The sequence below is a fragment of the Acidimicrobiales bacterium genome (assembly GCA_035630295.1).
In the GTDB taxonomy this organism is placed as follows: Bacteria; Actinomycetota; Acidimicrobiia; order Acidimicrobiales; family Iamiaceae; genus Iamia.
Map to the genome: position 1 here is coordinate 12,671 of DASQKY010000012.1, position 18,742 is coordinate 31,412.

Here is an 18,742-nt window from a genome sequence, read left to right on the forward strand (position 1 = left end):
TCCCGGGGGGGTCGGCCAGTCGGCCTGACCAGGGGGGATAGCCTCCGCCCGTGGCCGAGACCGGCGCTGAGGCGCGCGTCCTGCTCGACCGCTACGAACTGCGCCAGCAGGTCGGGCGGGGCGGCATGGGAGAGGTCTGGATCGGTCGCGACCGGCGCCTGCAGCGCGACGTGGCCGTCAAGGTCCTACTGGCCCAGCTCTCCGACGAGCCCTCGTTCCGGGAGCGGTTCGCGGTCGAGGCCCGGGCCGCGGCGGCCCTGGAGCACCCCAACGTCGTCAACGTCTACGACATCGACGAGGACGAGGGCCTGCTCTTCATCGTGATGGAGCGGCTCCCCGGCCCCTCCCTCGACCGGCGACTGGCCGAGGGCCCCATGGCCGAGGACGAGGTGCGCCGGGTGGCGGCCGACATGCTGGCCGGCCTGGCCGCGGCGCACGCCCACCACCTGATCCACCGCGACATCAAGCCCGGCAACCTGATCCGCTCGGCCGGCGGTCGCTGGAAGGTCGGCGACTTCGGGGTGGCCAAGGACCTTGCCTCCACCGCCCACCTCACCCTGGCCGGCGTGGCCGTCGGTACCCCCGCCTACCTCGCCCCCGAGCAGCTCGACGGCCGGCCCGCCACCCCGGCCACCGACCTGTGGGCCGCGGCCGTCGTCCTGCGCGAGGCGCTCACCGGCCGGCGCCCCTTCGACGGCAACGACCCCATCGAGGTGGCCCACGCCGTGCAGCACACCCGCCTGGCCCCCATGGCCATGGAGCGCCCGGACATCGACCCGGCGCTGGCCGGGGCCCTCGACCGGGCCCTCAGCTACGACCCGGCCCACCGCTTCACCACCGCCACCGACATGCTGGCCGCCATCGAGGGGCGGTTGCCCGTCGCCGCCCCCCTGCCGCTCCCGGCCGGGCCCCCGGGCCCGGGGCCCGACGGGCCGGCCATGCCCATGCCGACCGAGGACCCTGCGGCCCGGGCCAGCCGCCGGGCCTGGCTGATCGTGGCCGTGGTGGCGGTGGTGGCCCTCACCGTCCTGGCCGTGCTGCTGGGCACCGCCGCCTTCATGGAGGAGGAGCGGGACCAGGTCCCCGACCAGGTCCCGGCCGGCTCCGTGGGCCCGACCAGCCCCACCACCGCGGGGACCACGGCCTCGACCAACGCCGCCGCCACCACCACCGAGGCCGGCCAGCCGGACCGGCCGGCCGGTGAGCCGCCGGCCACCACCACGGCCGAGAGCGACGACACCAAGCCCGAGACCGAACCCGAGGGAACGGCCGGCGACCCGCCCGCCGAGGAGCCGGGGATCGGCGCCTCGGCCCGGGGCTCGGGCTAGCGCGGGTCGAGGGCGGCCGACAGGTCGAGGGCCTCGACCAGGCCGTCGTCGTCGACCGGCCCCACCTGGTGGCGGGCCGCGGCCCGGGTCTCGGGCTCGGCGTTGCCCATGGCCACACCGTGGCCCACCTCGGCCAGGGCGGCGGCGTCGTTGTTGCCGTCGCCCACCATCATCACCGCCCCGGGCTCCACGCCGGCCAGGGCGGCCAGGGCCAGGACCCCCGAGGCCTTGTCGGTCCCCTCCGTGGTGACGGACACGAAGGCCGCCCCGGGCATGGCCGGGGAGGTGGCCGAGTGGCCCACCGTCCCGTCCGGGGCCGCGGCCCGGGCCCGGGCCGCCTCGGGGATGGGCACCACCAGCTGGGCCCGGACCACGACGTCGTCCAGCTCCTGCCACCGGCGCCGCCGATGGGGGATGCCCAGGAGGTCGGCGTGGGCCACGGCCAGGGGGGCGTCGCTGTCCACCGCCAGCTCCCGGTCGCTGTAGAGCTCCAGCACCCACCCCCGGTCGGCCGCGGTGGCCACCAGCGCCTCCACCGCGGCCACCGGCAGGGGCTGGTGGCGGATCTCGCCGGTGCCGGTGTGGACCAGGCTGGTGCCCGACTGGAACAGGTGCCACCCGCCGGGGTCCAGGCGGCGGGCCCAGTCCCAGGTGGCCCCGAAGGCGGGCCGGGCGGTGGCCAGGGCCAGGTGCTGGCCCCGGGCCACGGCGGCGGCGGCCGCGGCCCACACCGCCTCGGTGGGGGCCCCGGTGGAGCCCACCAGGGTGCCGTCGACGTCGATGAACACCAGGGGGAGCACCGGCCGATGCTGGCCGGGCCGCCCCCACCCGGGCGAACCGGGCACCGGCGACCCCGACCGGTGGCCGGTCAGCGGGCCGCCGCCACCTCCCGGCCGCCGGGGCGGGCGGCCAACTCCCGGTCGACCCAGGTGTCCAGGGCCTCCCAGCGCTCCCACAGCCACTCGACCCGGGCGGCCCGACCCCGGGGCACCTCGGACCGGTCGACCCGCCACAGGCGGGCTCGCACCGGGTGGCGCAGGGGCAGGGAGCGAGCCAGGCGGGCCAGGGACGAGAGGTGTTCGAGGCCGACGTGCCCGAGGATGGCCACGTCGGCCCGAGGGGCGGCGTCCAGCAGGGCCAGGGTGCCGGCCGGCCGGGGCGGCAGCAGGTGGCGGAGGCCCTCGGCCCGGGCCCGCAGCCGGGGCTGGCGCTCGGCCAGGCGGGCCAGGGCCCGCTCCCGAGCGGCCGGCGAGGGGTAGGTCCCCTCCGGGAAGATCACGGCCACGTCCTCCGCGTCCATGCCGGCCGCCACCCCGGCCAGCGCCTCGGCCGCCTCGGAGGCCGACGACGGGGCCCGGTCGACGAAGGCGTTGGGGAGCCGGTGGCCGACCACGTCCAGGCAGGGCACCCACTCCAGGTCCCGCTTGACCACCATGCGGAGGCGGCGGCCGGCCCGCACCGCGAACAGCTCGGCGGGCAGGAAGGCGTCGGGCAGGCTGGCGTGGCGGCCCAGCACCACCAGCGGTCCCTCCCCCAGGTCGTCGAGGCCCTCGGCCTCGATGCGCAGGTCCAGCAGGGCCCGCCCGGCGGTGGCGATGGACGCCACCCAGGCCCGCTGCAGGTCGTGGTGCCACCCCTGGGACCGGGCCGAGCCGGTGCCCTCCGGTCCCGAGGCGGCCCACAACACGCCGCTGGCGGCCAGGCCCCCCGCTTCGGCCCCGGCGTAGGCCAGGGCCATGGCGTAGGCCCGGGTGCGCCACATGCGCCCGTCCCCGTCGGCCAGGTCGCGGGCCACGGCGACCGGCACCGCCCCCGGCGCCGCCGCCCCCAGGGCCCACGGCGCGGCCAGGGCGGCCGGCACCGTCACCGCCCGCCGGGCCCAACGGGGGAGGGTGGGGGCGGGCACGGGCCGACGCTACCGGCACCGGCCGCCACCGCCCCGGGACGGACGGCGGGGCGGGCTCAGGCCAGAGCGGCGGGGTCGACCTCGGCCAGGCGCGCCTCGGACAGGAGGGTGTTGCGGGCCGCGGCGGGGAGGTCGGCCAGGGCCCGGCCCAGGGCCGAGGAGCGGTCGAGGGCCGACATGCCGGCCACCACCCCAAGGTCGGTCGCCACCTGCACCCCCGTGCGGGCGGCGTGGATGGCGGCCAGCCCCAGGCCGAGCAGGGCATCGGCCCCGGGCTCCCGGCCGTCGGCCACCGCGGCCCAGACCTCCTCGGTGGCCCGCTCCAGGCCCGCCTCGGCCGCGGCCACCGCGGCCGCCGCCCCGGCCAAGGACTGGCGGGCCGGGGGCTGCTGGGCCAGGGGCCGGTCCCCGTGGGTGGGGACCTTGGCCCCGGCCAGGGCCGCGGCCTCCCGGACGGCCCGCCGGGCCACCCCCACCGGCACCGCGCCCATGGTGGCCTGGGCGAAGGCCACGAACGGGACGTGGAACACGGCCTCGGGCCGCCGGGGGGCCGACCCGACCCGGAAGGCCCGGTGGGCGGGCACGACGGCGCCGTCGACCGAGGCGTCCAGGCTGGCCGTGGCCCGCAGGCCGCGCACGTCCCAGGTGCCGGGGTGCACGGTCACCTCGGCGGCGGGGACGGCCACGGTGACGACCTCCCCGTCGGGGTCGGCGGCGTTGAACGTGAACCACTCGGCCCACGGCGCCCCGCTGCACCAGCGCCACCGGCCCGAGACCCGCCAGTCCCCGCCCCCGGCCGGCTGGGCCCGCCCGGGTTGGCCGGAGCCGGCCACCGCCCCGCCGTCCCCGAACACCTCGGCCGCCCCCTCGGGGTCCATGTGGCCGGCGAACCAGGCCGGGCCGGAGCCGATCATGGCCGCCCACCCGGCCGCCCCGTCGGCCTCGGCCACCCGGGCGATGGCGGCGCAGGCCACCGGCAGGGGCAGGCCGTGGCCCCCCAGGTCGGGGGGCTGGTGGAGGGCGAACAGCCCGGCCCGGCGCAAGGCGGCGACGACGGCCGGGGTCAGCGCCCCGGCCTCCTCCCCGGCGGCGGCGGCGGCCACCACCACCTCCTGCACCTCGGCCAGGTCGAGGACGGCCGGGGCGGGGTCGGGCGACGGCACCCGGCCGACCGTACCGGGACGGCCGCCGGGCCCGAGCCGTCGCCCCCCGAGCCGTCTTGACCCGTTGGTCAAGATCGGGCACGCTCGCGTCCCGTCCGTCCGCGCGCCACCCCGGGGTTTCCCATGACCGACACCGCCGACCGCACGTCCGCCTCCGAGGCCTACCTCGACGAGCTGCAGGCGTTCCTGGATGCCGAGTGGAACCCGGACCTCACCGTGGCCGAGTGGTGGGAGAAGCTGGGCACCGAGGGCTGGTCGGCCCCGGCCTGGCCCGAGGCCAACTACGGCCGGGGCCTCTCCCCCTCCGATGCCGGCCGGGTGGCCCGGGCCATCGCCGACCACGGCGCCCTGGGCGCCCCCGGCGGCCTGGGCCTGCTCCTGGCCGGGCCCACCATCGTCACCCACGGCAGCGACGAGCAGAAGAAGGTGTGGCTGCGCGACATCGTCACCGGGCAGAAGGGGTGGTGCCAGCTCTTCAGCGAGCCCGGCGCCGGCTCCGACCTGGCCGGCCTCAACTCCAAGGCCGTCCGCGACGGCGAGGAGTGGGTGGTCAACGGCCAGAAGGTGTGGACCTCGGCCGGCCACGTGGCCGACATGGGCATGCTCATCGCCCGCACCGACCCCGACGCCCCCAAGCACCGGGGCATCACCTACTTCGGCATCGACATGCACCAGCCCGGCATGGAGGTGGTGCCGCTCAAGGAGATGACGGGCCGGGCCCTGTTCAACGAGGTGTTCCTGACCGACGCCCGGGTGCCGGCCGACAACGTGATCGGCGATTACGGCCAGGGCTGGGCCGTGGCCAACACCACCCTGGCCTTCGAGCGGGCCGGCCTGGGCGCCGGCAGCGGCCACGCCGCCGCCTCGCTCGCCACCCCCGGCACGGTCAGCGGCGACCTGGACCGGCGGGCCGGCGACTTCGTGAGCGGCACCCGTCGCCGGGGCGGGGGCGGGGGCCCGGGCGCCCTGGCCGGCGCCTACGGCCTGATCCTGGAGACGGCCCGGACCACCGGGCAGCTCGACGACCCGCTGGTCCGCCAGGACCTGATGCGGCTCCACACCCTGAACGAGATCGCCCGGGTCGGGGGCCAGCGCCTCAAGGCCGAGAAGGCCGCCGGCCGGGACATCCCCGGCTACGGCAACATGGCCAAGCTGTCCATGAGCGAGATCCTGCGCCTGGCCCGCGACCTGGGGCTGCGGGTCCTGGGCCCGGCCGGCACCATCCACACCTACGACGGCGAGGGGCGCGACGCCATGAAGGCGGCGGAGCTGCCGGCGGCCACGCCCATGATCACCGAGATGGCGCTCTTCGCCCAGGGCCCGCCCATCTACGGCGGCACCGACCAGATCCAGCGCAACATCATCGGCGAGCGGGTCCTCGGCCTCCCCAAGGAGCCGGGCCCGGCCAAGGACACCCCCTACTCCGAGCTCCCCAAGAACGGCTGAGGGCCGGCCGCTACCACCGGGCCCCGAGGGGCAGGAGGCGCTCCCGGTCGAAGGTGGCCCAGGCGGCCAGCACCGGGTCCCGGCCGGCCCGGTCCCGCCAGGCCGCGTCCACCACCTCCCACCGCCCCGGGTGGACGCCCCGGTGGGCGGTGAACGCCTCCCGGTGGGTGGGGTGGACCTCGTCGCGCTCCAACAGGGCCGAGGTGGTGACCCACGCCCGGTAGCCCACCCCCTCGACGGGCGGGTGGCTGGTGTCGTCGGGTCGGTCCCCGGCCGGCGGGGGCGCCGCGGTGTCGCCCAGGTGGCGGATCTCGTGGATCATCTCCCGCACCGCGCCCAGGGCCCCCCGCCCGAACCGCCCCACCGTGGCCGGGGCGCCGAGCACCTGGCGCACCGTGGCCAGCGGGGCCTCGTCCCGCTTCCACAGGCCGACGGCCAGGTCGCGCCACGGCCCCCACTCCTGCACCAGGGTCGGGTGGATCACGTCGGTGGCCTTGCCGGTGGCCGGGTCGACCCAGACCGGCAGGTCGAACACGTTGGGCAGGTGGGGCGGGGGCTCCAGCTCCATGCGCCCGTGCCAGCGCACGATCTGGGCGCACCAGGCCGGGATGCGCACGCTGATCCCGTGGACGGGGCCCAGGCCGGCCTCGGACCAGTCGGGGGTGTGGGGGATGAGGGCCGAGCGGCCCAGGGCCGCGGCCCGCTGGCCGGGCGGAAGGAGGGCCACGGCCACGGCCATGCCGAAGGGCTCGTCGGGGTCGAGGCCCAGGAAGGCCCCGGAGCCCCGGCGCTGGACGCGCATCTGGGTCTCGCCCAGGCACGCCGCCCACCAGGGCGTCGGGCCCCCGGCCGCACCGCCCGGCACCGCTGAGGTCACCCCCGCAGGTTACGCCCCCCGCCCCCCGCCGCGCCCTAGTCAGGGTTAGCTAACCCGGGATAGGGTACGGGGGTGGTCGTGAACATGCACGAGGCCAAGACCCATCTGTCCCGCCTGGTCGAGAGGGTGGAGGCCGGCGAGGAGATCACCATCGCCCGCGCCGGCCGGCCCGTGGCCCGCCTGGTCCCCCTCGACCCGCCCGGTGAGCCCCGCCGGCTGGGCGTGTGGAAGGGCAAGGTCCGGGTGGCCGACGACTTCGACCAGACGCCCCAGGACATCATCGACAGCTTCTACGGCGACTGACCCCCGTGAGCTACCTGCTCGACACCCACACCCTCCTGTGGGCCCTCGAGGAGCACCCTCGGCTGGGGGCCGTGGCCCACCGGACCATCGTCGACCCCCGCGAAGCCGTCCTGGTGAGCACCGCGTCGGTGTGGGAGATCTCGATCAAGGCGGCGTCCGGCAAGCTCGACGCCCCGGACGACCTGGCCGTCGCCCTCGCCGCCACCGACCTCGGCGTGCTGCCCATCACCCTCGATCACGCCCTGGCCGCCGGCCGCCTCCCCCTCCACCACCGGGACCCGTTCGACCGGATGCTGGTGGCCCAGGCCCGGGTCGAGGGCCACGTCCTGGTCACCGCGGATCGGGCCCTGGCCGCCTACGACGTCGAGGTCCTGCCCGCCGACCGTTGAGCCCGGCGGGCTACTCGTAGCGCAGGCCCATCTCCCGCAGGACCGGGAGCAGGTGGGCCGGGGCGTCGGGCGGGCGGTCGCCGGGCTGGTAGGTCACCGAGGTCAGGGCGCCGGTGTAGGGGTAGGGGCCGTGCGCCTGGTACAGGCGCCACACCACCGGCGAGCGGCGGTCGATGCCCACGTCGATGCCCTCGAACGGGGCCATGGCGTACAGGCAGGGCCACGGCTCGGCCCCCTCCCCCACCACCGCGCCGTCCACGGCCAGCGAGGCGTGCCACACCGCGCCGCCGGGGGCGTCCAGGCGCAGCACCACCTCCCGCGGGCCGGGAGCGGGCCGGGGGGCGTCGATGCCCCGCAGGGTGCCGCACCCGTCGTTGTGGGCCACGTGCAGGCCCTCGGGGTCGAGCCACACCGCGTAGCCGCCGCCCTGGTCGCCGTGGGCCACCAGGATGCCCTCGTCGCCGGGGCCGACGGTGACCCGGATGGTGACGGCCACGCTGCGCAGGAACAGGAGCTGGAGCGAGCGCCACCGCTCCAGGGTGGGCGTGCCCGGCAGCAGGGTCACCGGCTGCTCGTAGGCGGCCTGCCGCGGCGGGCGGAGGAGGTACTTGAGGGCGGTGCCCTCGTCGAGGGGGTAGACCCGGTTCTCCCACGCCGCCTCCTCCCACCGGGCCCGCAGGTCGGCCAGCACCTCGGGCCGCTCCCCGGCCCGGTCGGCCACCTGGGTGGGGTCGGCGGCCACGTCGTAGAGCTCCCACTCGCCGTCGTCGAACGGGGTGAGGGGCTGGTGCAGGGTCACCGCCTCCCAGCCGCCGCGGCGGTACCCCCGGTGGCCGATCATCTCCGTGTACTGCTCGGGGTGGGTGGAGGGGTGGCCGGCGTCGGCCAGGACGGGCACGAAGCTGGTGCCGTGCACGGGCCGGGCCCCACCGCGGCCGGCGGCCGAGGGGTGAGCCACGCCGCACAGCTCCAGCAGGGTGGGCAGCACGTCGGTGACGTACTGGTACTGGTGGCGCAGCTCCCCGGCCCGGCCCGGCACCGGGCCGTGCACGATGAGCGGCACCTGGTGGCCACCGGCGTGGGCGTTGATCTTGTACAGGCGGAAGGGGGTGTTGCCGGCCATGGCCCAGCCCCGCGGGTAGTGCGGCGTGGTGGTGGGTCCGCCCATGTCGTCGATGCGGGCCAGGTCGGTGGCCAGGTCGGTCTCGGCCATCAGGTGCACGTAGTACGAGGCGGTGCCGTCGACCTCGCCCTCCCGGGAGGCGCCGTTGTCCGAGGTGAACACGACGATGGTGTTGTCCCGCTCGCCCATGGCCTCCAGGGCGCTCATCAGCCGGCCGGTGCTCTGGTCGACGTTGTCGACCATGGCCGCGTAGATCTCCATGTACCGGGCGGCCAGGCGGCGCTGGGGGTCGGAGAGCTCGTCCCAGGGGGCCACGTCGTGGCCCGCTTCGGCGTTGCGGGGCGGCAGCACCGTCCCCGGGGCCAGGATGCCCAGCTCCACCAGCCGGGCGAAGCGCTCCTGGCGCAGCACGTCCCAGCCCCGGTCGTAGCGACCCCGGTAGCGGGCGATGTCGTCGGGCTTGGCGTGGAGGGGGGCGTGCACCGCGCCGTGGGCCACGTAGAGGAAGAAGGGCTTGGTCGGGTCCGACGCCTTGGCCGCCGTGAGCATGGCGACGGCCCGGTCGGTGATGTCGTCGGTGAAGTAGTAGCCGTCGGGGTACCGGTCGACCTCGACGGCGTGGTTGTCCTCGACCAGGCGGTGGGGGTGGTGCAGGTTGGTGAACCCGTCCAGGAAGCCGTAGTAGCGGTCGAAGCCCCGCTGGCACGGCCACGAGCGCCGGGGCCCGGCGTCGTGGGCGTCGGAGTCCTTGGCCAGGTGCCACTTGCCGACCATGGCCGTGAACCAGCCCGCGTCGCGGTAGATCTCCGCCGCGGTGGCCACATCGGCGGCGATCTCCATGGCGTAGCCCGGGAACCCCGGGTCGCTGTGGGCCACCGTGCCCACCCCGGCGGCGTGGGGGTTCAGCCCGGTGAGGAGGCTGGCCCGCGTGGGCGAGCACATGGGCGTGGCGTGGTAGTCGGTGAACCGCAGCCCCCCGGCGGCCAGCGCGTCGAGGTGGGGGGTGCGGATCTCCGAGCCGTAGCACCCGAGGTCGCTGTAGCCCAGGTCGTCGGCCAGGATGACCACCACGTTGGGCCGGCCGGTCGGGTCGGGCCGCTCGGGCCACCACGGCTCGGAGCCGGCGAAGGTGCGGCCCACGGTGCCGCCGAAGCCGGGGTAGGTGCGCCGCCGGCCGGAGCCGGCGGGGGCCTCGTCGGCCATCAGCCCTCGACGGTGTCCTGGCCCGCCGCCGCCACCTCGGCGCCGGTGCCGGCGTCGTGGTCGGCCCGGGCCCGCACGGCGGCCAGGAAGCGGTGCACCGCCGACGCGCTGGCCAGGGTGCGCCGGGAGTCGAAGACCTCGAAGGCGTGCTGGGCGCCGGGCAGCTCGGCGTAGACCACGGGCTCCTTGGAGGCGTCCCGCAGCATGGCCACGAAGGCGCGGGCCTGCTCCACCGGGACCAGGGTGTCGTTGGTGCCGTGCACCACCATGAACGGCGGGGCGTCGGGGCCGACCCAGCTCATGGTGGAGGCCTGCTCCCACACGTCGCGGGCCTCGTCGATGCTGGTCTTGAGCACGTGGCGGGCCAGGAAGTCCTCCATGCCCACCAGGCCGGTGCCGTCCCGGTTGGTCCAGTCGTAGACGCCGTAGAACGGCACCGCGGCCACCAGCAAGGTGTCGGCCTCCTCGAAGCCGGGCTGGAAGGCCGGCTCGTTGGGGGTGAGGGCGGCCAGGGAGCTGAGGTGGCCGCCGGCCGAGCCGCCGGTGATGGCCACGAAGTCGGGGTCGCCGCCGTGCTCGGCGATGTGCTCCTTGACCCAGGCGATGGCCCGCTTCACGTCCACGATGTGGTCGGGCCAGGTGCTGCGGGGGCTGAGCCGGTAGTTGATGGACACGCAGACCCAGCCCCGCTCGGCCATGTGGGCCATGAGGGGCATGGCCTGCTGCTCCTTGTTGCCCACCACCCAGGCCCCGCCGTGGACCTGGAGCAGCACCGGGGCGGCGGCGTCGGGGTCGAGGTCGGCCCGGGCCCAGATGTCGAGGTGGTTGCGGCGGCCGGCCTCGCCGTAGGCGATGTCCCGGGCCCGCCGCCAGGTGCGGATGTGGGGGTTGAACGGCCCGGCGACGAGCCGGCGGCGCACCACCGAGGTGTCGGCCGCCGGGAGGGGGTCGCGCCCCTCCTCCAGCTCCTCCCCTAGGCCCTCCCGGAGGGCCGTGTCGAAGACCTCCGAGGCGCCGGCCGCCTCCGACCAGATCCGGGCCAGGGTGGCCCACGACCCCAGCGACAGGCCCAGGCCGACCAGCCCGCTGGGCGTGCGCAGGGCGCCCTTGCGGGCCTGGTTGGCCGTGGCCAGGACCTGGCCGGCGAGGGCGTGGAGGGGCAGCTCGGAGGTGATCCAGCCCGGGAAGAAGCAGGCCACCGCGCCCCGGCCGGTGCGGCTCAGGGGTCGTCTGGCGTTGGCCGTGGTGAGGGCGCCGAGGGCCGAGCCGGCCAGCAGGCGGTGGCCCGCCCTCCGGGCCCGGCGGCGCGGCTCCGGGGTGCGTCCGAGGCGGGGCATCCCGCCATCATGCCCCCTCGGGCCCGGCCCGCGTCGGGGCGGGGCCCGGTCGGGCGGGCCCGGGCTCAGTCGTCGTCGGGGGCGGCGGGGTCGGCCATGAGGCCGGCGCTGAGGGCCAGGGCCATGGCCATGTCGGCGGCCCGCTCCACGGCCAGCGCCAGGTGGGCCTCGGCCAGGGTCCCCTGGCCCTTCAACGGCGGCGCGCCCAGCGAGCGGACCACCACGGTGGCGTCGCCGGCCCGGACGATGGGCTCGGGCACCGGCAGGGAGGGGACGGGACGCCACAGGTCGACGGCCTTGGGCTTCTTGCCCCGGCGGCGACGGCCCTGGCCGGCGCGGGATGGGCCCTGGCTCATGGCGTGTCCTCCGTGAGCAACGTGTCGGGGCGCAGGCCGAGGGCCACCCGCAGCTGGTCGGCGTCGAGGTCGGAGAGGGAGCTGGACTTGGGCAGCACCAGGTCGGCGATGTGACGCTTGCCCGCCACCACCTCCTCGACCCGCTCGTCCACGGTGCCCGGGCACACCAGCCGGTGCGACACCACCGTCCGGGTCTGGCCGATGCGCCACGCCCGGTCGCGGGCCTGGTCCTCGACCGCCGGGTTCCACCAGCGGTCGTAGAGCACGACGTGGCTGGCCGCGGTGAGGTTGAGGCCGGTGCCCCCGGCCTTGAGGGACAGGACCAGCGCCCCCGCCCCGTCGCGGGCCTGGAACTGCTCGATCATGCGGTCCCGGGCCCCCCGGGCCAGGCCGCCGTGGTAGCAGGAGGTGGGCATGCCGGTCACCGCGGTGAGGTGCTCGGCCAGGCGCACCCCCCACGAGGCGAAGTGGGTGAAGATCAGCACCTTCTCGTCGGAGGCGAAGACGTTGTCGACGATCTCCTCCAGGCGGGACAGCTTGCCCGAGCGCCCGGCCAGCGGACCCCCGTCGTCCTGGTAGTTCACCGGGTGGTTGCAGATCTGCTTGAGGGCGGTGATGGCGGCCAGGATGGCGCCCTGCTGGGGCTCGACCTCGGGTCGGGAGCCGTCCGCCGCCGCCACCAGGCCGTCCAGCACGGCTTGGTACAGGCCGATCTGCTCGGGGGTCATGGAGCAGTGGTCGAGCTCGTCGATGCGGTCGGGCAGCTCGGCCGCCACCTCGGGCTCGGTCTTGGTCCGGCGGAAGACGAGGATGCCGTTGAGGGCCCGGAGGGCAGCCTCGCCCTCGCCCGAGAGCTGGGCGATGAACGCCGGCCGGGGCCCGACCAGGCCCGGGTTGGTGAAGTCCAGGATGGCCCACAGGTCGCCCAGGCCGTTCTCGATGGGGGTGCCGGTGAGGGCGATGCGGGTGCGGGCCGGGATGCGGCGCAGCTGCTGGGCCGTCTCGTTCGACGCGTTCTTGACCGCCTGGGCCTCGTCGAGGACCACCCGGCGCCACTCCCGGCGGGACAGGGCCTCCACGTCGCGCACGGCGGTGCCGTAGGTGGTGATGACCACGTCCGCCTCGGCGTAGGCCCCCTCCAGCTCCTGGGCCGTGGCCCGGGACTGGCCGTGGTGGACCACGACCTTCAGCCCGGGGGTGAACCGGGCCGCCTCGTTGGCCCAGTTGCCGACCACGGCCGGCGGGGCGATGACCAGGGCCTGGCCGTCGCCGACGCAGCGGCCCAGGTGGGCCAGCACGGTGGGCGTCTTGCCCAGGCCCATGTCCAGGGCCAGGCAGCCGCCCAGCTCCACCGCGTCGAGGAAGCCGAGCCAGCCCAGGGCCTCGGCCTGGTAGCTGCGCAGCTCGCCCACGAAGCCCTCGGGCCGGGTCACCGGGTCGGTGGAGGCGGCGTGGGCCTTGCCCAGCAGCTCGGTGGCCCAGCCCTGGCCCTCGACCGAGAGGCCACCGGCCAGCGGCGTGCCCTCCAGGCCCACCGAGTGGCGCAGGATCTCGGCCCCGGTGAGCTGGGTCAGCTCGGCCCGCTCGGCCAGGGCGGCGGCCGCCTCCTTCAGGTCGGCCCGGTCCAGCTCGACCCACCGGCCGTGGGACCGCACCAGGGGGCGGGCCTCGGCGGCCAGGCGGGCCACCTCCGCCGCGGTCAGCTCGACGTCGTCGAACAGGGCCGTCCAGCGCACGTTGCTGAGCTGGTGGGCCCCGACCACGGCGTCGCCCGCCGGTTCGGTGAACAGCCGCAGGCCGGGCGAGGGCTTGCGGCGCGACAGGGGCGGGACCCGGACGTCGAACCCGGCGCTGGCCAGCGCCGGCCCCATGACCGTCATCAGCTCCCAGGCCTCGTCCTGGCTGAGGTACACCTGGCCCCGCCGGCGGCCACCGGGGCGGAGGAGCACGTCGTAGACCCGCTCCAGGCGGGCCAGCTCGTCGGCCAGGGCCTTGCTGTCCTTGCCGTCGACCATGGCCACCTCGATGTCGAGGAGGGTGCCCTCGGCTCCCGGGCCCAGCACCGAGAGGAACCAGGCGCCGCCCGAGTCGGGCGGGTCGAGCTGGACCACCAGCGTGGGCCGGTTGGGGTTGACGACGGGCTTGGACCAGCGCTGGAGGCGCTTGGACACCTCGGCCCCGGCGGACACCGGGGCCACGAACGTCGACCCGTCGAGACGGGTGATGACCGCCTCGGCCACCGCCGAGGCGGTGCGGGTGGCGGGGGGCGGCGCCGGCAGCTCCAGGCGGCCGGCGGCGCCGGCGGCGATGGCGTCGACCACCGCGCCCAGCACGTTGTGGGTGACCACCTTGGGGTCGTTGCCGGCCAGGGCGGTGATGGGCCCGGGCATGGCCTCGGCCAGGTCGGTCACCTCGTCCTCGTCGACCAGGGCCGGGGCCCAGCGCACGTTGAGCTCCATGACCTCGCCCTCGGTGCGGCCGTCGCTGCGGAGGCCGGGGACGACGCGCCCCTGGGCCACCAGGCGGACGGCGGCCACGGCCACCCGACCCAACCAGGTGACGCTCAGGCCCACGCCGTCGCCGCCCAGGCCGCCACCGACGGCCACCAGCCACCCCAGGGAGTCGGCCACCGGGATGGACAGGGCCTCGGCGTGGACCCCGCCGGGCAGGCGGACGCCGGGGTGCACGGACCAACCCGTGGCCGGGGCCCCGGTGGCCTCGATGCGGGCCGAGAGGACCTCGTTGGGGGCCGGGGGGATGCCCGGGCCACCGGCCCACAGCACCACGTCGCCGTTGGTCCAGGAGGCCTGGAGCAGGACCTCGCCGGCCGGGTCGGCCACCAGGCCGGCGGCGGCCGAGGCCGCGGCCCGGGTCATGAGGTCGTGGGTGGCCTCCAGCCGGGCCAGGTCGCTCTCGAAGTCGGCCACCACCAGCGCCCGCTCGGGCCCCCGGAGCTGGCGGGCCGCCTCCAGGTGCTCGTCGGTGTCGTCGATGAAGCGCTCGACCAGGCGCAGGTGGAGGCCGGGATCGGCCTCCAGCAAGCCCCGCTGGCTGTCGTTGGCTCTCCCCTCGACGGCCGCCCAGACGGCGTCCTCGAAGGCTCGTGTGTGGTCTTCCATGTGCGTTGCGGCGCTCCTTGCGCCGACCCCTCTGTTGCTGACCCAGGGAGGGGGACGTCTCTGCTCGGCGTCTCGGAGGGTCGTCCGGCCCCGGACCAGCTCCACCACCCGGAAGGTGGGACGCCCGACCTGGGCAGCCTACCCCACGTTGGCCGGCGCGCCGAGCCTCCGGGCAGACTCTCGCCATGTTCACGCACCTGGACCACGTGGGGATCGCGGTGGCCGACCTCGACGAGGCGCTCACCTTCTACGCCGAGACGTTCGACATGCACGCCGTGCACGAGGAGGTCAACGAGGAGCAGGGCGTCCGCGAGGCCATGCTGGCCGTCGGCGACTCCGGCTCGTGCATCCAGCTCCTGGCCCCGCTGCGCCCCGACTCGCCCATCGGGAGGTTCCTGGACCGGTCCGGGCCCGGCATCCAGCAGATGGCCTACCGGGTGGCCGACATCGACGAGGTCTGCGCCACCCTCCGGTCCCGGGGCGTGACCCTGCTCTACGACGAGCCCAAGGGCGGCACCGCCGGCTCCCGGGTCAACTTCATCCACCCCCGCGACGCCGGCGGGGTGCTGGTCGAGCTGGTGGAGCCGGCCGCCGGGCACTGACAGCGCTCCCGGCGGGCCCGCTCAGCGGGGGTTGGTGATGGCCCCGGTCTCGGCCCCCTGGACCAGGCGGGCGTACTTGCCCAGCACACCCCGGGTGTAGCGGGGCGGCAGGGGCGCCCACCCCTGGCGCCGACGGGCCAGCTCGGCCTCGTCGACCAGCAGGTCGAGGCGCAGCTCGTGCACGTCGACCAGGATGCGGTCGCCGTCGGCCACGAAGGCGATGGGGCCGCCGTCGGTGGCCTCGGGGGCCACGTGGCCGATGCAGAAGCCCCAGGTGCCGCCGCTGAAGCGGCCGTCGGTGACCAGGGCGCAGTCGGCCCCCCGCCCCGCGCCCTTGAGGGCGCCGGTGACGGCCAGCATCTCGCGCATCCCGGGGCCGCCCTTGGGGCCCTCGTAGCGGATGACCAGCACGGTGCCCGGCTCGATGGCCCCGCCCAGGATGGCCTCCATGGCCGCGTCCTCGCCGTCGAAGACCCGGGCCGTGCCCTCGAAGCGCTTCTGGTCGTCGGACAGGCCGGCCACCTTCACCACCGACCCCCGGGGCGCCAGGGTGCCGGTCAGCACGTTGAGGCCCCCTTCCCGGTGCAGGGGCCGGTCCAGGGGGCGGACCACCTCGCCGTCGGGGGCCGGGGGGGCCAGCTCGGCCAAGTTCTCGGCCATGGTGCGGCCGGTGACGGTCAACGTCTCGCCGTGGAGCAGGCCCGCGTCGAGGAGGACCTGGAGCACCACCGGCACCCCGCCCACGCCGTCCAGGTCGCTCATGTGGAAGCGGCCGCCGGGCTTCATGTCGGCGATGTGGGGGACCTCGGCGGCGATGCGGTTGAAGTCGTCGAGGTCCAGGGCCACGTCGGCCTCATTCGCGATGGCCAGCAGGTGCAGCACCGCGTTGGTGGAGCCGCCCAGGGCCGAGGTGACGGCGATGGCGTTCTCGAAGGCGGGCTTGGTCAGGATCTGGCGGGACGTGATGCCCTTGCGCAGGAGCTCGACCACGGCCTCGCCGGCCCGCTGGGCGTCGCCCTCGCGGCGACCGTCGATGGCCGGGGGCGAGGCCGAGCCGGGCAGGGACATGCCCAGGGCCTCGCCGATGCTGCTCATGGTGTTGGCCGTGAACATGCCGCCGCAGGCGCCCTCGCCCGGGCAGGCGTTGCGCTCGATGGCGGCCAGCTCCTCGTCGTCGATGGTGCCCAGGGCGTGGGCCCCCACCGCCTCGAACACGCTGGTGATGTCCAGGGCCCGGCCGCCGTGGTGGCCGGGCAGGATGCTGCCGTTGTAGACGAGGACGCTGGCCAGGTCGAGGCGGGCGGCGGCCATGAGCATGGCCGGGATGCTCTTGTCGCAGCCGGCCAGGCCGACGACGCCGTCGAGGCGCTCGGCGAAGACCACCGTCTCCACCGAGTCGCAGATGACCTCCCGGCTGACCAGCGAGCCCCGCATGCCCTCGTGGCCCATGCTGATGCCGTCGCTGACGGTGATGGTGCCGAACTCCATGGGGAAGCCACCGGCGTCGCGCACCCCGACCTTCACGTGCTCGGCCAGCTTCCGCAGGGTGGCGTTGCAGGGGGTGATCTCGTTCCAGGCCGAGGCCACGCCCACCTGGGGCTTGTCCCAGTCGTCGTCACCCATGCCGACGGCCCGGAGCATGGCCCGGGCCGGGGCCTTCTGGGGGCCGTCGGTGACGTCGCGGCTCCGGGGCTTGACGTCGACGGGGGTCTCGGGTGCGTCGGCCATGGGGCCGAAACCTACTGCGGGGCCCTGCGGCCACGGCCCTCGGTTACCGGGTCCGGCGCCGGGCGCCGTCTCGTAGGGTCGGGGGGTGGACGGCACCGGAGCGCGACGGCACGCCGGCACCGCCTACGTGGTGGCGCCGGAGGGCGGCGAGGGTCCCGGCGTGCTGGTGCTCCACGCCTGGTGGGGCCTGACGCCGTTCTTCCGGGAGGTGGCCGACCGCCTGGCCGACGCCGGGTTCGTGGCCCTGGCCCCCGACCTGTTCGGGGGGGCCACGGCCGACACCGCGGAGGAGGCCCAGGCGCTGCTGGCCGGGACCGACGCCACCGCCATGGTGAACCTGGTGGCCTCCTCGGTGCAGGTGCTGCGCCGCCTGCCCGTCACCCCCGACGGCGCCATCGGGGTCCTGGGCTTCTCCATGGGGGCGTCGCTGGCCCTGCGGGCCGCGGCCCGCGACCCCGAGGACGTGGCCGCCGTGTCCGCCTTCTACGGCACCACCGACGTGGACTTCGCCCCCGTCCGGGCCGCGGTCCAGGCCCACGTGGCCGGGCGGGACGAGCTGGAGGCCGAGGACGACGCCGCCCTCATGGAGGCCCACATGCGCCTGGTGGGCCTGAACGTCACCGTCCACCGGTACCCGGGGGCCGGCCACTGGTTCTTCGAGGAGGACCGGGAGGCGGCCTACTCCCCCACCGACGCCGCCGCGGCCTGGGACCGCACCGTGGCCTTCCTCCGCCGCCACCTCGACACGACCTCCTAGGGTCGCGGCCATGCCGACGCCGACCCGCCGGGCCACCGCTGCCCTCACCGCCACCCTGGCCGGGGCCCTGCTGGCCGGGGTCGTGCTGGCCGGGGTCGTGCTGGCCGGCTGCGGTGACGGCGGCGGCTCGGCCGCCGACACCGAGGTCGGTCGCGGCACCACGACGGTCACCCGGGGCACGACGGCCAGCTCCCCCTCCTCCGCCGTCCCCACCGAGACCCGCACCACGGCGCCGCCCAGCCAGCCCACGGCCTTCACCGTCCAGGCCCGCGACGCGGTGAACGAGCTGGCGGCGGCGTGGCAGGCCGGGGACCAGGCCCGGGCCCGGGCCATCGCCCCGGGAGCGGTGGTCGACGCCCTGTTCAGCCTGGACCCGGCCGGATTCGGCGTCTACGGCTGCGACACCGGCGAGTTCGACACCAGCACCTGCAACCTCCGCAACCGGGCCACCGGCGCCTACGTCACCGTCAACGCGGCCCGGCTGCCCCAGGGCTGGCAGATCGCCACCATCTACGTCGACCAGGGCTGACCGCCGGTCCCGTCGTGCCCGGCTGAATGGGATCACGCCCCCCGCCGGTCTCTCTCATCGTGGGCAACGACGGCGCGGTCACCGATGTCACCGACGCCACCTTCGAGGACTTCGTGGCGCGGGCCGAGCCCCGCCTGCGCCGGGTCCTGGTGGCGCACCACGGCCCCGACGTCGGCGTCGACCTGTGCGCCGAGGTCATGGCCTGGGCCTGGGAGAACCGGGCTCGGCTGGACCACCTGGACAACCCGGTCGGCTACCTCTACCGGGTGGCCCAGTCGCGCAGCCGTCGCTACCACCGGTGGCGGCAGCGGACCCCGTCGGTGGCGGTGCCCCCGGAGCGGCTCCCCGACGGCGACGAGCACCGGGAGACCATCCTCACCCTCCTGGCCCTGGACACCCTGACGCCGCCCCAACGGGTGGCCGTCCTCCTGGTCAAGGCCCACGGCTGGACCTACCCCGAGGTGGCCGAGGTGCTGGGCGTCCCCACCACCACCGTCACCAACCACGTCACCCGGGGCCTGGCCCGGCTCCGGGCCCACCTGGGAGAACCGTCATGACGGACCTCACCGAGCCCGA

The 18,742-nt window shown here is 76.2% G+C and carries 17 protein-coding genes; 8 read left to right on the top strand and 9 right to left on the bottom strand.

The features are described from left to right. Positions 1–50 precede the first annotated feature (50 nt). On the top strand, positions 51–1,328 hold the full coding sequence (locus VEW93_03150) for a serine/threonine-protein kinase (protein ID HYI60783.1): 1,278 nt from the start codon (positions 51–53) through the stop codon (positions 1,326–1,328). Here the strand turns inward: VEW93_03150 and VEW93_03155 are convergent. From VEW93_03155 to VEW93_03165, 3 genes are all read right to left on the bottom strand, one after another. Beyond that, complete coding sequence (locus VEW93_03155; protein ID HYI60784.1) at positions 1,325–2,128, bottom strand: HAD-IIB family hydrolase; 804 nt, start codon at positions 2,126–2,128, stop codon at positions 1,325–1,327. The genes VEW93_03150 and VEW93_03155 overlap by 4 nt on opposite strands. Before the next feature lie 68 nt (positions 2,129–2,196). Then, a complete protein-coding gene (locus VEW93_03160) occupies positions 2,197–3,234 on the bottom strand; it encodes a 1-acyl-sn-glycerol-3-phosphate acyltransferase (GenBank protein ID HYI60785.1) in 1,038 nt (345 codons plus the stop codon). A 56-nt stretch (positions 3,235–3,290) separates the two neighbouring features. Then, the gene (locus VEW93_03165) at positions 3,291–4,397 is read right to left on the bottom strand and encodes a hypothetical protein (GenBank protein ID HYI60786.1); all 1,107 of its coding nucleotides are present in this window, start codon (positions 4,395–4,397) and stop codon (positions 3,291–3,293) included. A 123-nt stretch (positions 4,398–4,520) separates the two neighbouring features. Here VEW93_03165 and VEW93_03170 point away from each other — a divergent pair, with 123 nt between their 5' ends. Further along, complete coding sequence (locus VEW93_03170) at positions 4,521–5,843, top strand: acyl-CoA dehydrogenase family protein (GenBank protein ID HYI60787.1); 1,323 nt, start codon at positions 4,521–4,523, stop codon at positions 5,841–5,843. 10 nt (positions 5,844–5,853) lie between these two features. On the opposite strand, the gene VEW93_03175 is transcribed toward VEW93_03170, so the two are convergent. Further along, positions 5,854–6,720, bottom strand: coding sequence for a hypothetical protein (locus VEW93_03175; GenBank protein ID HYI60788.1), 867 nt, complete (start codon positions 6,718–6,720; stop codon positions 5,854–5,856). A 72-nt stretch (positions 6,721–6,792) separates the two neighbouring features. Here VEW93_03175 and VEW93_03180 point away from each other — a divergent pair, with 72 nt between their 5' ends. Continuing rightward, on the top strand, positions 6,793–7,023 hold the full coding sequence (locus tag VEW93_03180; protein HYI60789.1) for a type II toxin-antitoxin system Phd/YefM family antitoxin: 231 nt from the start codon (positions 6,793–6,795) through the stop codon (positions 7,021–7,023). 5 nt (positions 7,024–7,028) lie between these two features. Continuing rightward, complete coding sequence (locus VEW93_03185) at positions 7,029–7,412, top strand: type II toxin-antitoxin system VapC family toxin (protein HYI60790.1); 384 nt, start codon at positions 7,029–7,031, stop codon at positions 7,410–7,412. A 10-nt stretch (positions 7,413–7,422) separates the two neighbouring features. On the opposite strand, the gene VEW93_03190 is transcribed toward VEW93_03185, so the two are convergent. The 4 genes from VEW93_03190 to VEW93_03205 form a co-directional block, all read right to left on the bottom strand. Next, positions 7,423–9,738, bottom strand: coding sequence for an arylsulfatase (locus VEW93_03190; GenBank protein HYI60791.1), 2,316 nt, complete (start codon positions 9,736–9,738; stop codon positions 7,423–7,425). Next, the gene (locus tag VEW93_03195) at positions 9,738–11,075 is read right to left on the bottom strand and encodes an alpha/beta hydrolase (GenBank protein ID HYI60792.1); all 1,338 of its coding nucleotides are present in this window, start codon (positions 11,073–11,075) and stop codon (positions 9,738–9,740) included. Before VEW93_03195 ends, VEW93_03190 begins: the two co-directional genes overlap by 1 nt. Positions 11,076–11,140: 65 nt before the next feature. Then, positions 11,141–11,431, bottom strand: coding sequence for a hypothetical protein (locus VEW93_03200; GenBank protein HYI60793.1), 291 nt, complete (start codon positions 11,429–11,431; stop codon positions 11,141–11,143). Next, positions 11,428–14,550 (bottom strand): DEAD/DEAH box helicase, encoded by a 3,123-nt coding sequence (locus VEW93_03205; GenBank protein HYI60794.1) that lies wholly within the window; start codon positions 14,548–14,550, stop codon positions 11,428–11,430. The genes VEW93_03200 and VEW93_03205 overlap by 4 nt, the downstream gene beginning before the upstream one ends. Before the next feature lie 185 nt (positions 14,551–14,735). Here VEW93_03205 and mce point away from each other — a divergent pair, with 185 nt between their 5' ends. Then, the gene (gene mce, locus VEW93_03210; protein ID HYI60795.1) at positions 14,736–15,152 is read left to right on the top strand and encodes a methylmalonyl-CoA epimerase; all 417 of its coding nucleotides are present in this window, start codon (positions 14,736–14,738) and stop codon (positions 15,150–15,152) included. A gap of 21 nt (positions 15,153–15,173) precedes the next feature. Here the strand turns inward: mce and ilvD are convergent, their stop codons facing one another. Then, positions 15,174–16,880: a dihydroxy-acid dehydratase gene (gene ilvD / locus VEW93_03215; protein ID HYI60796.1), complete on the bottom strand. Its 1,707-nt coding sequence runs from the start codon at positions 16,878–16,880 to the stop codon at positions 15,174–15,176. An 85-nt stretch (positions 16,881–16,965) separates the two neighbouring features. On the opposite strand from ilvD, the gene VEW93_03220 reads away from it, so the two are divergent. Genes VEW93_03220 through VEW93_03230 form a run of 3 tightly spaced genes read left to right on the top strand, consistent with a single transcriptional unit; the run spans position 16,966 to position 18,723 of the window. After that, on the top strand, positions 16,966–17,637 hold the full coding sequence (locus VEW93_03220; GenBank protein ID HYI60797.1) for an alpha/beta fold hydrolase: 672 nt from the start codon (positions 16,966–16,968) through the stop codon (positions 17,635–17,637). Between the two features lie 10 nt (positions 17,638–17,647). Beyond that, the gene (locus VEW93_03225) at positions 17,648–18,166 is read left to right on the top strand and encodes a hypothetical protein (protein ID HYI60798.1); all 519 of its coding nucleotides are present in this window, start codon (positions 17,648–17,650) and stop codon (positions 18,164–18,166) included. A 26-nt stretch (positions 18,167–18,192) separates the two neighbouring features. After that, the gene (locus tag VEW93_03230; protein HYI60799.1) at positions 18,193–18,723 is read left to right on the top strand and encodes a sigma-70 family RNA polymerase sigma factor; all 531 of its coding nucleotides are present in this window, start codon (positions 18,193–18,195) and stop codon (positions 18,721–18,723) included. Positions 18,724–18,742: the final 19 nt, after the last annotated feature.

Excerpts from the sequence above, each read along its gene's own strand:
- VEW93_03170 (HYI60787.1), top strand. The coding sequence starts at position 4,521 with ATGACCGACACCGCCGACCGCACGTCCGCCTCCGAGGCCTACCTCGAC.
- VEW93_03190 (HYI60791.1), bottom strand. The coding sequence starts at position 9,738 with ATGGCCGACGAGGCCCCCGCCGGCTCCGGCCGGCGGCGCACCTACCCC.
- VEW93_03195 (HYI60792.1), bottom strand. The coding sequence starts at position 11,075 with ATGCCCCGCCTCGGACGCACCCCGGAGCCGCGCCGCCGGGCCCGGAGG.
- VEW93_03200 (HYI60793.1), bottom strand. The coding sequence starts at position 11,431 with ATGAGCCAGGGCCCATCCCGCGCCGGCCAGGGCCGTCGCCGCCGGGGC.
- VEW93_03205 (HYI60794.1), bottom strand. The coding sequence starts at position 14,550 with ATGGAAGACCACACACGAGCCTTCGAGGACGCCGTCTGGGCGGCCGTC.
- mce (HYI60795.1), top strand. The coding sequence starts at position 14,736 with ATGTTCACGCACCTGGACCACGTGGGGATCGCGGTGGCCGACCTCGAC.
- ilvD (HYI60796.1), bottom strand. The coding sequence starts at position 16,880 with ATGGCCGACGCACCCGAGACCCCCGTCGACGTCAAGCCCCGGAGCCGC.
- VEW93_03225 (HYI60798.1), top strand. The coding sequence starts at position 17,648 with ATGCCGACGCCGACCCGCCGGGCCACCGCTGCCCTCACCGCCACCCTG.
- VEW93_03230 (HYI60799.1), top strand. The coding sequence starts at position 18,193 with ATGGGATCACGCCCCCCGCCGGTCTCTCTCATCGTGGGCAACGACGGC.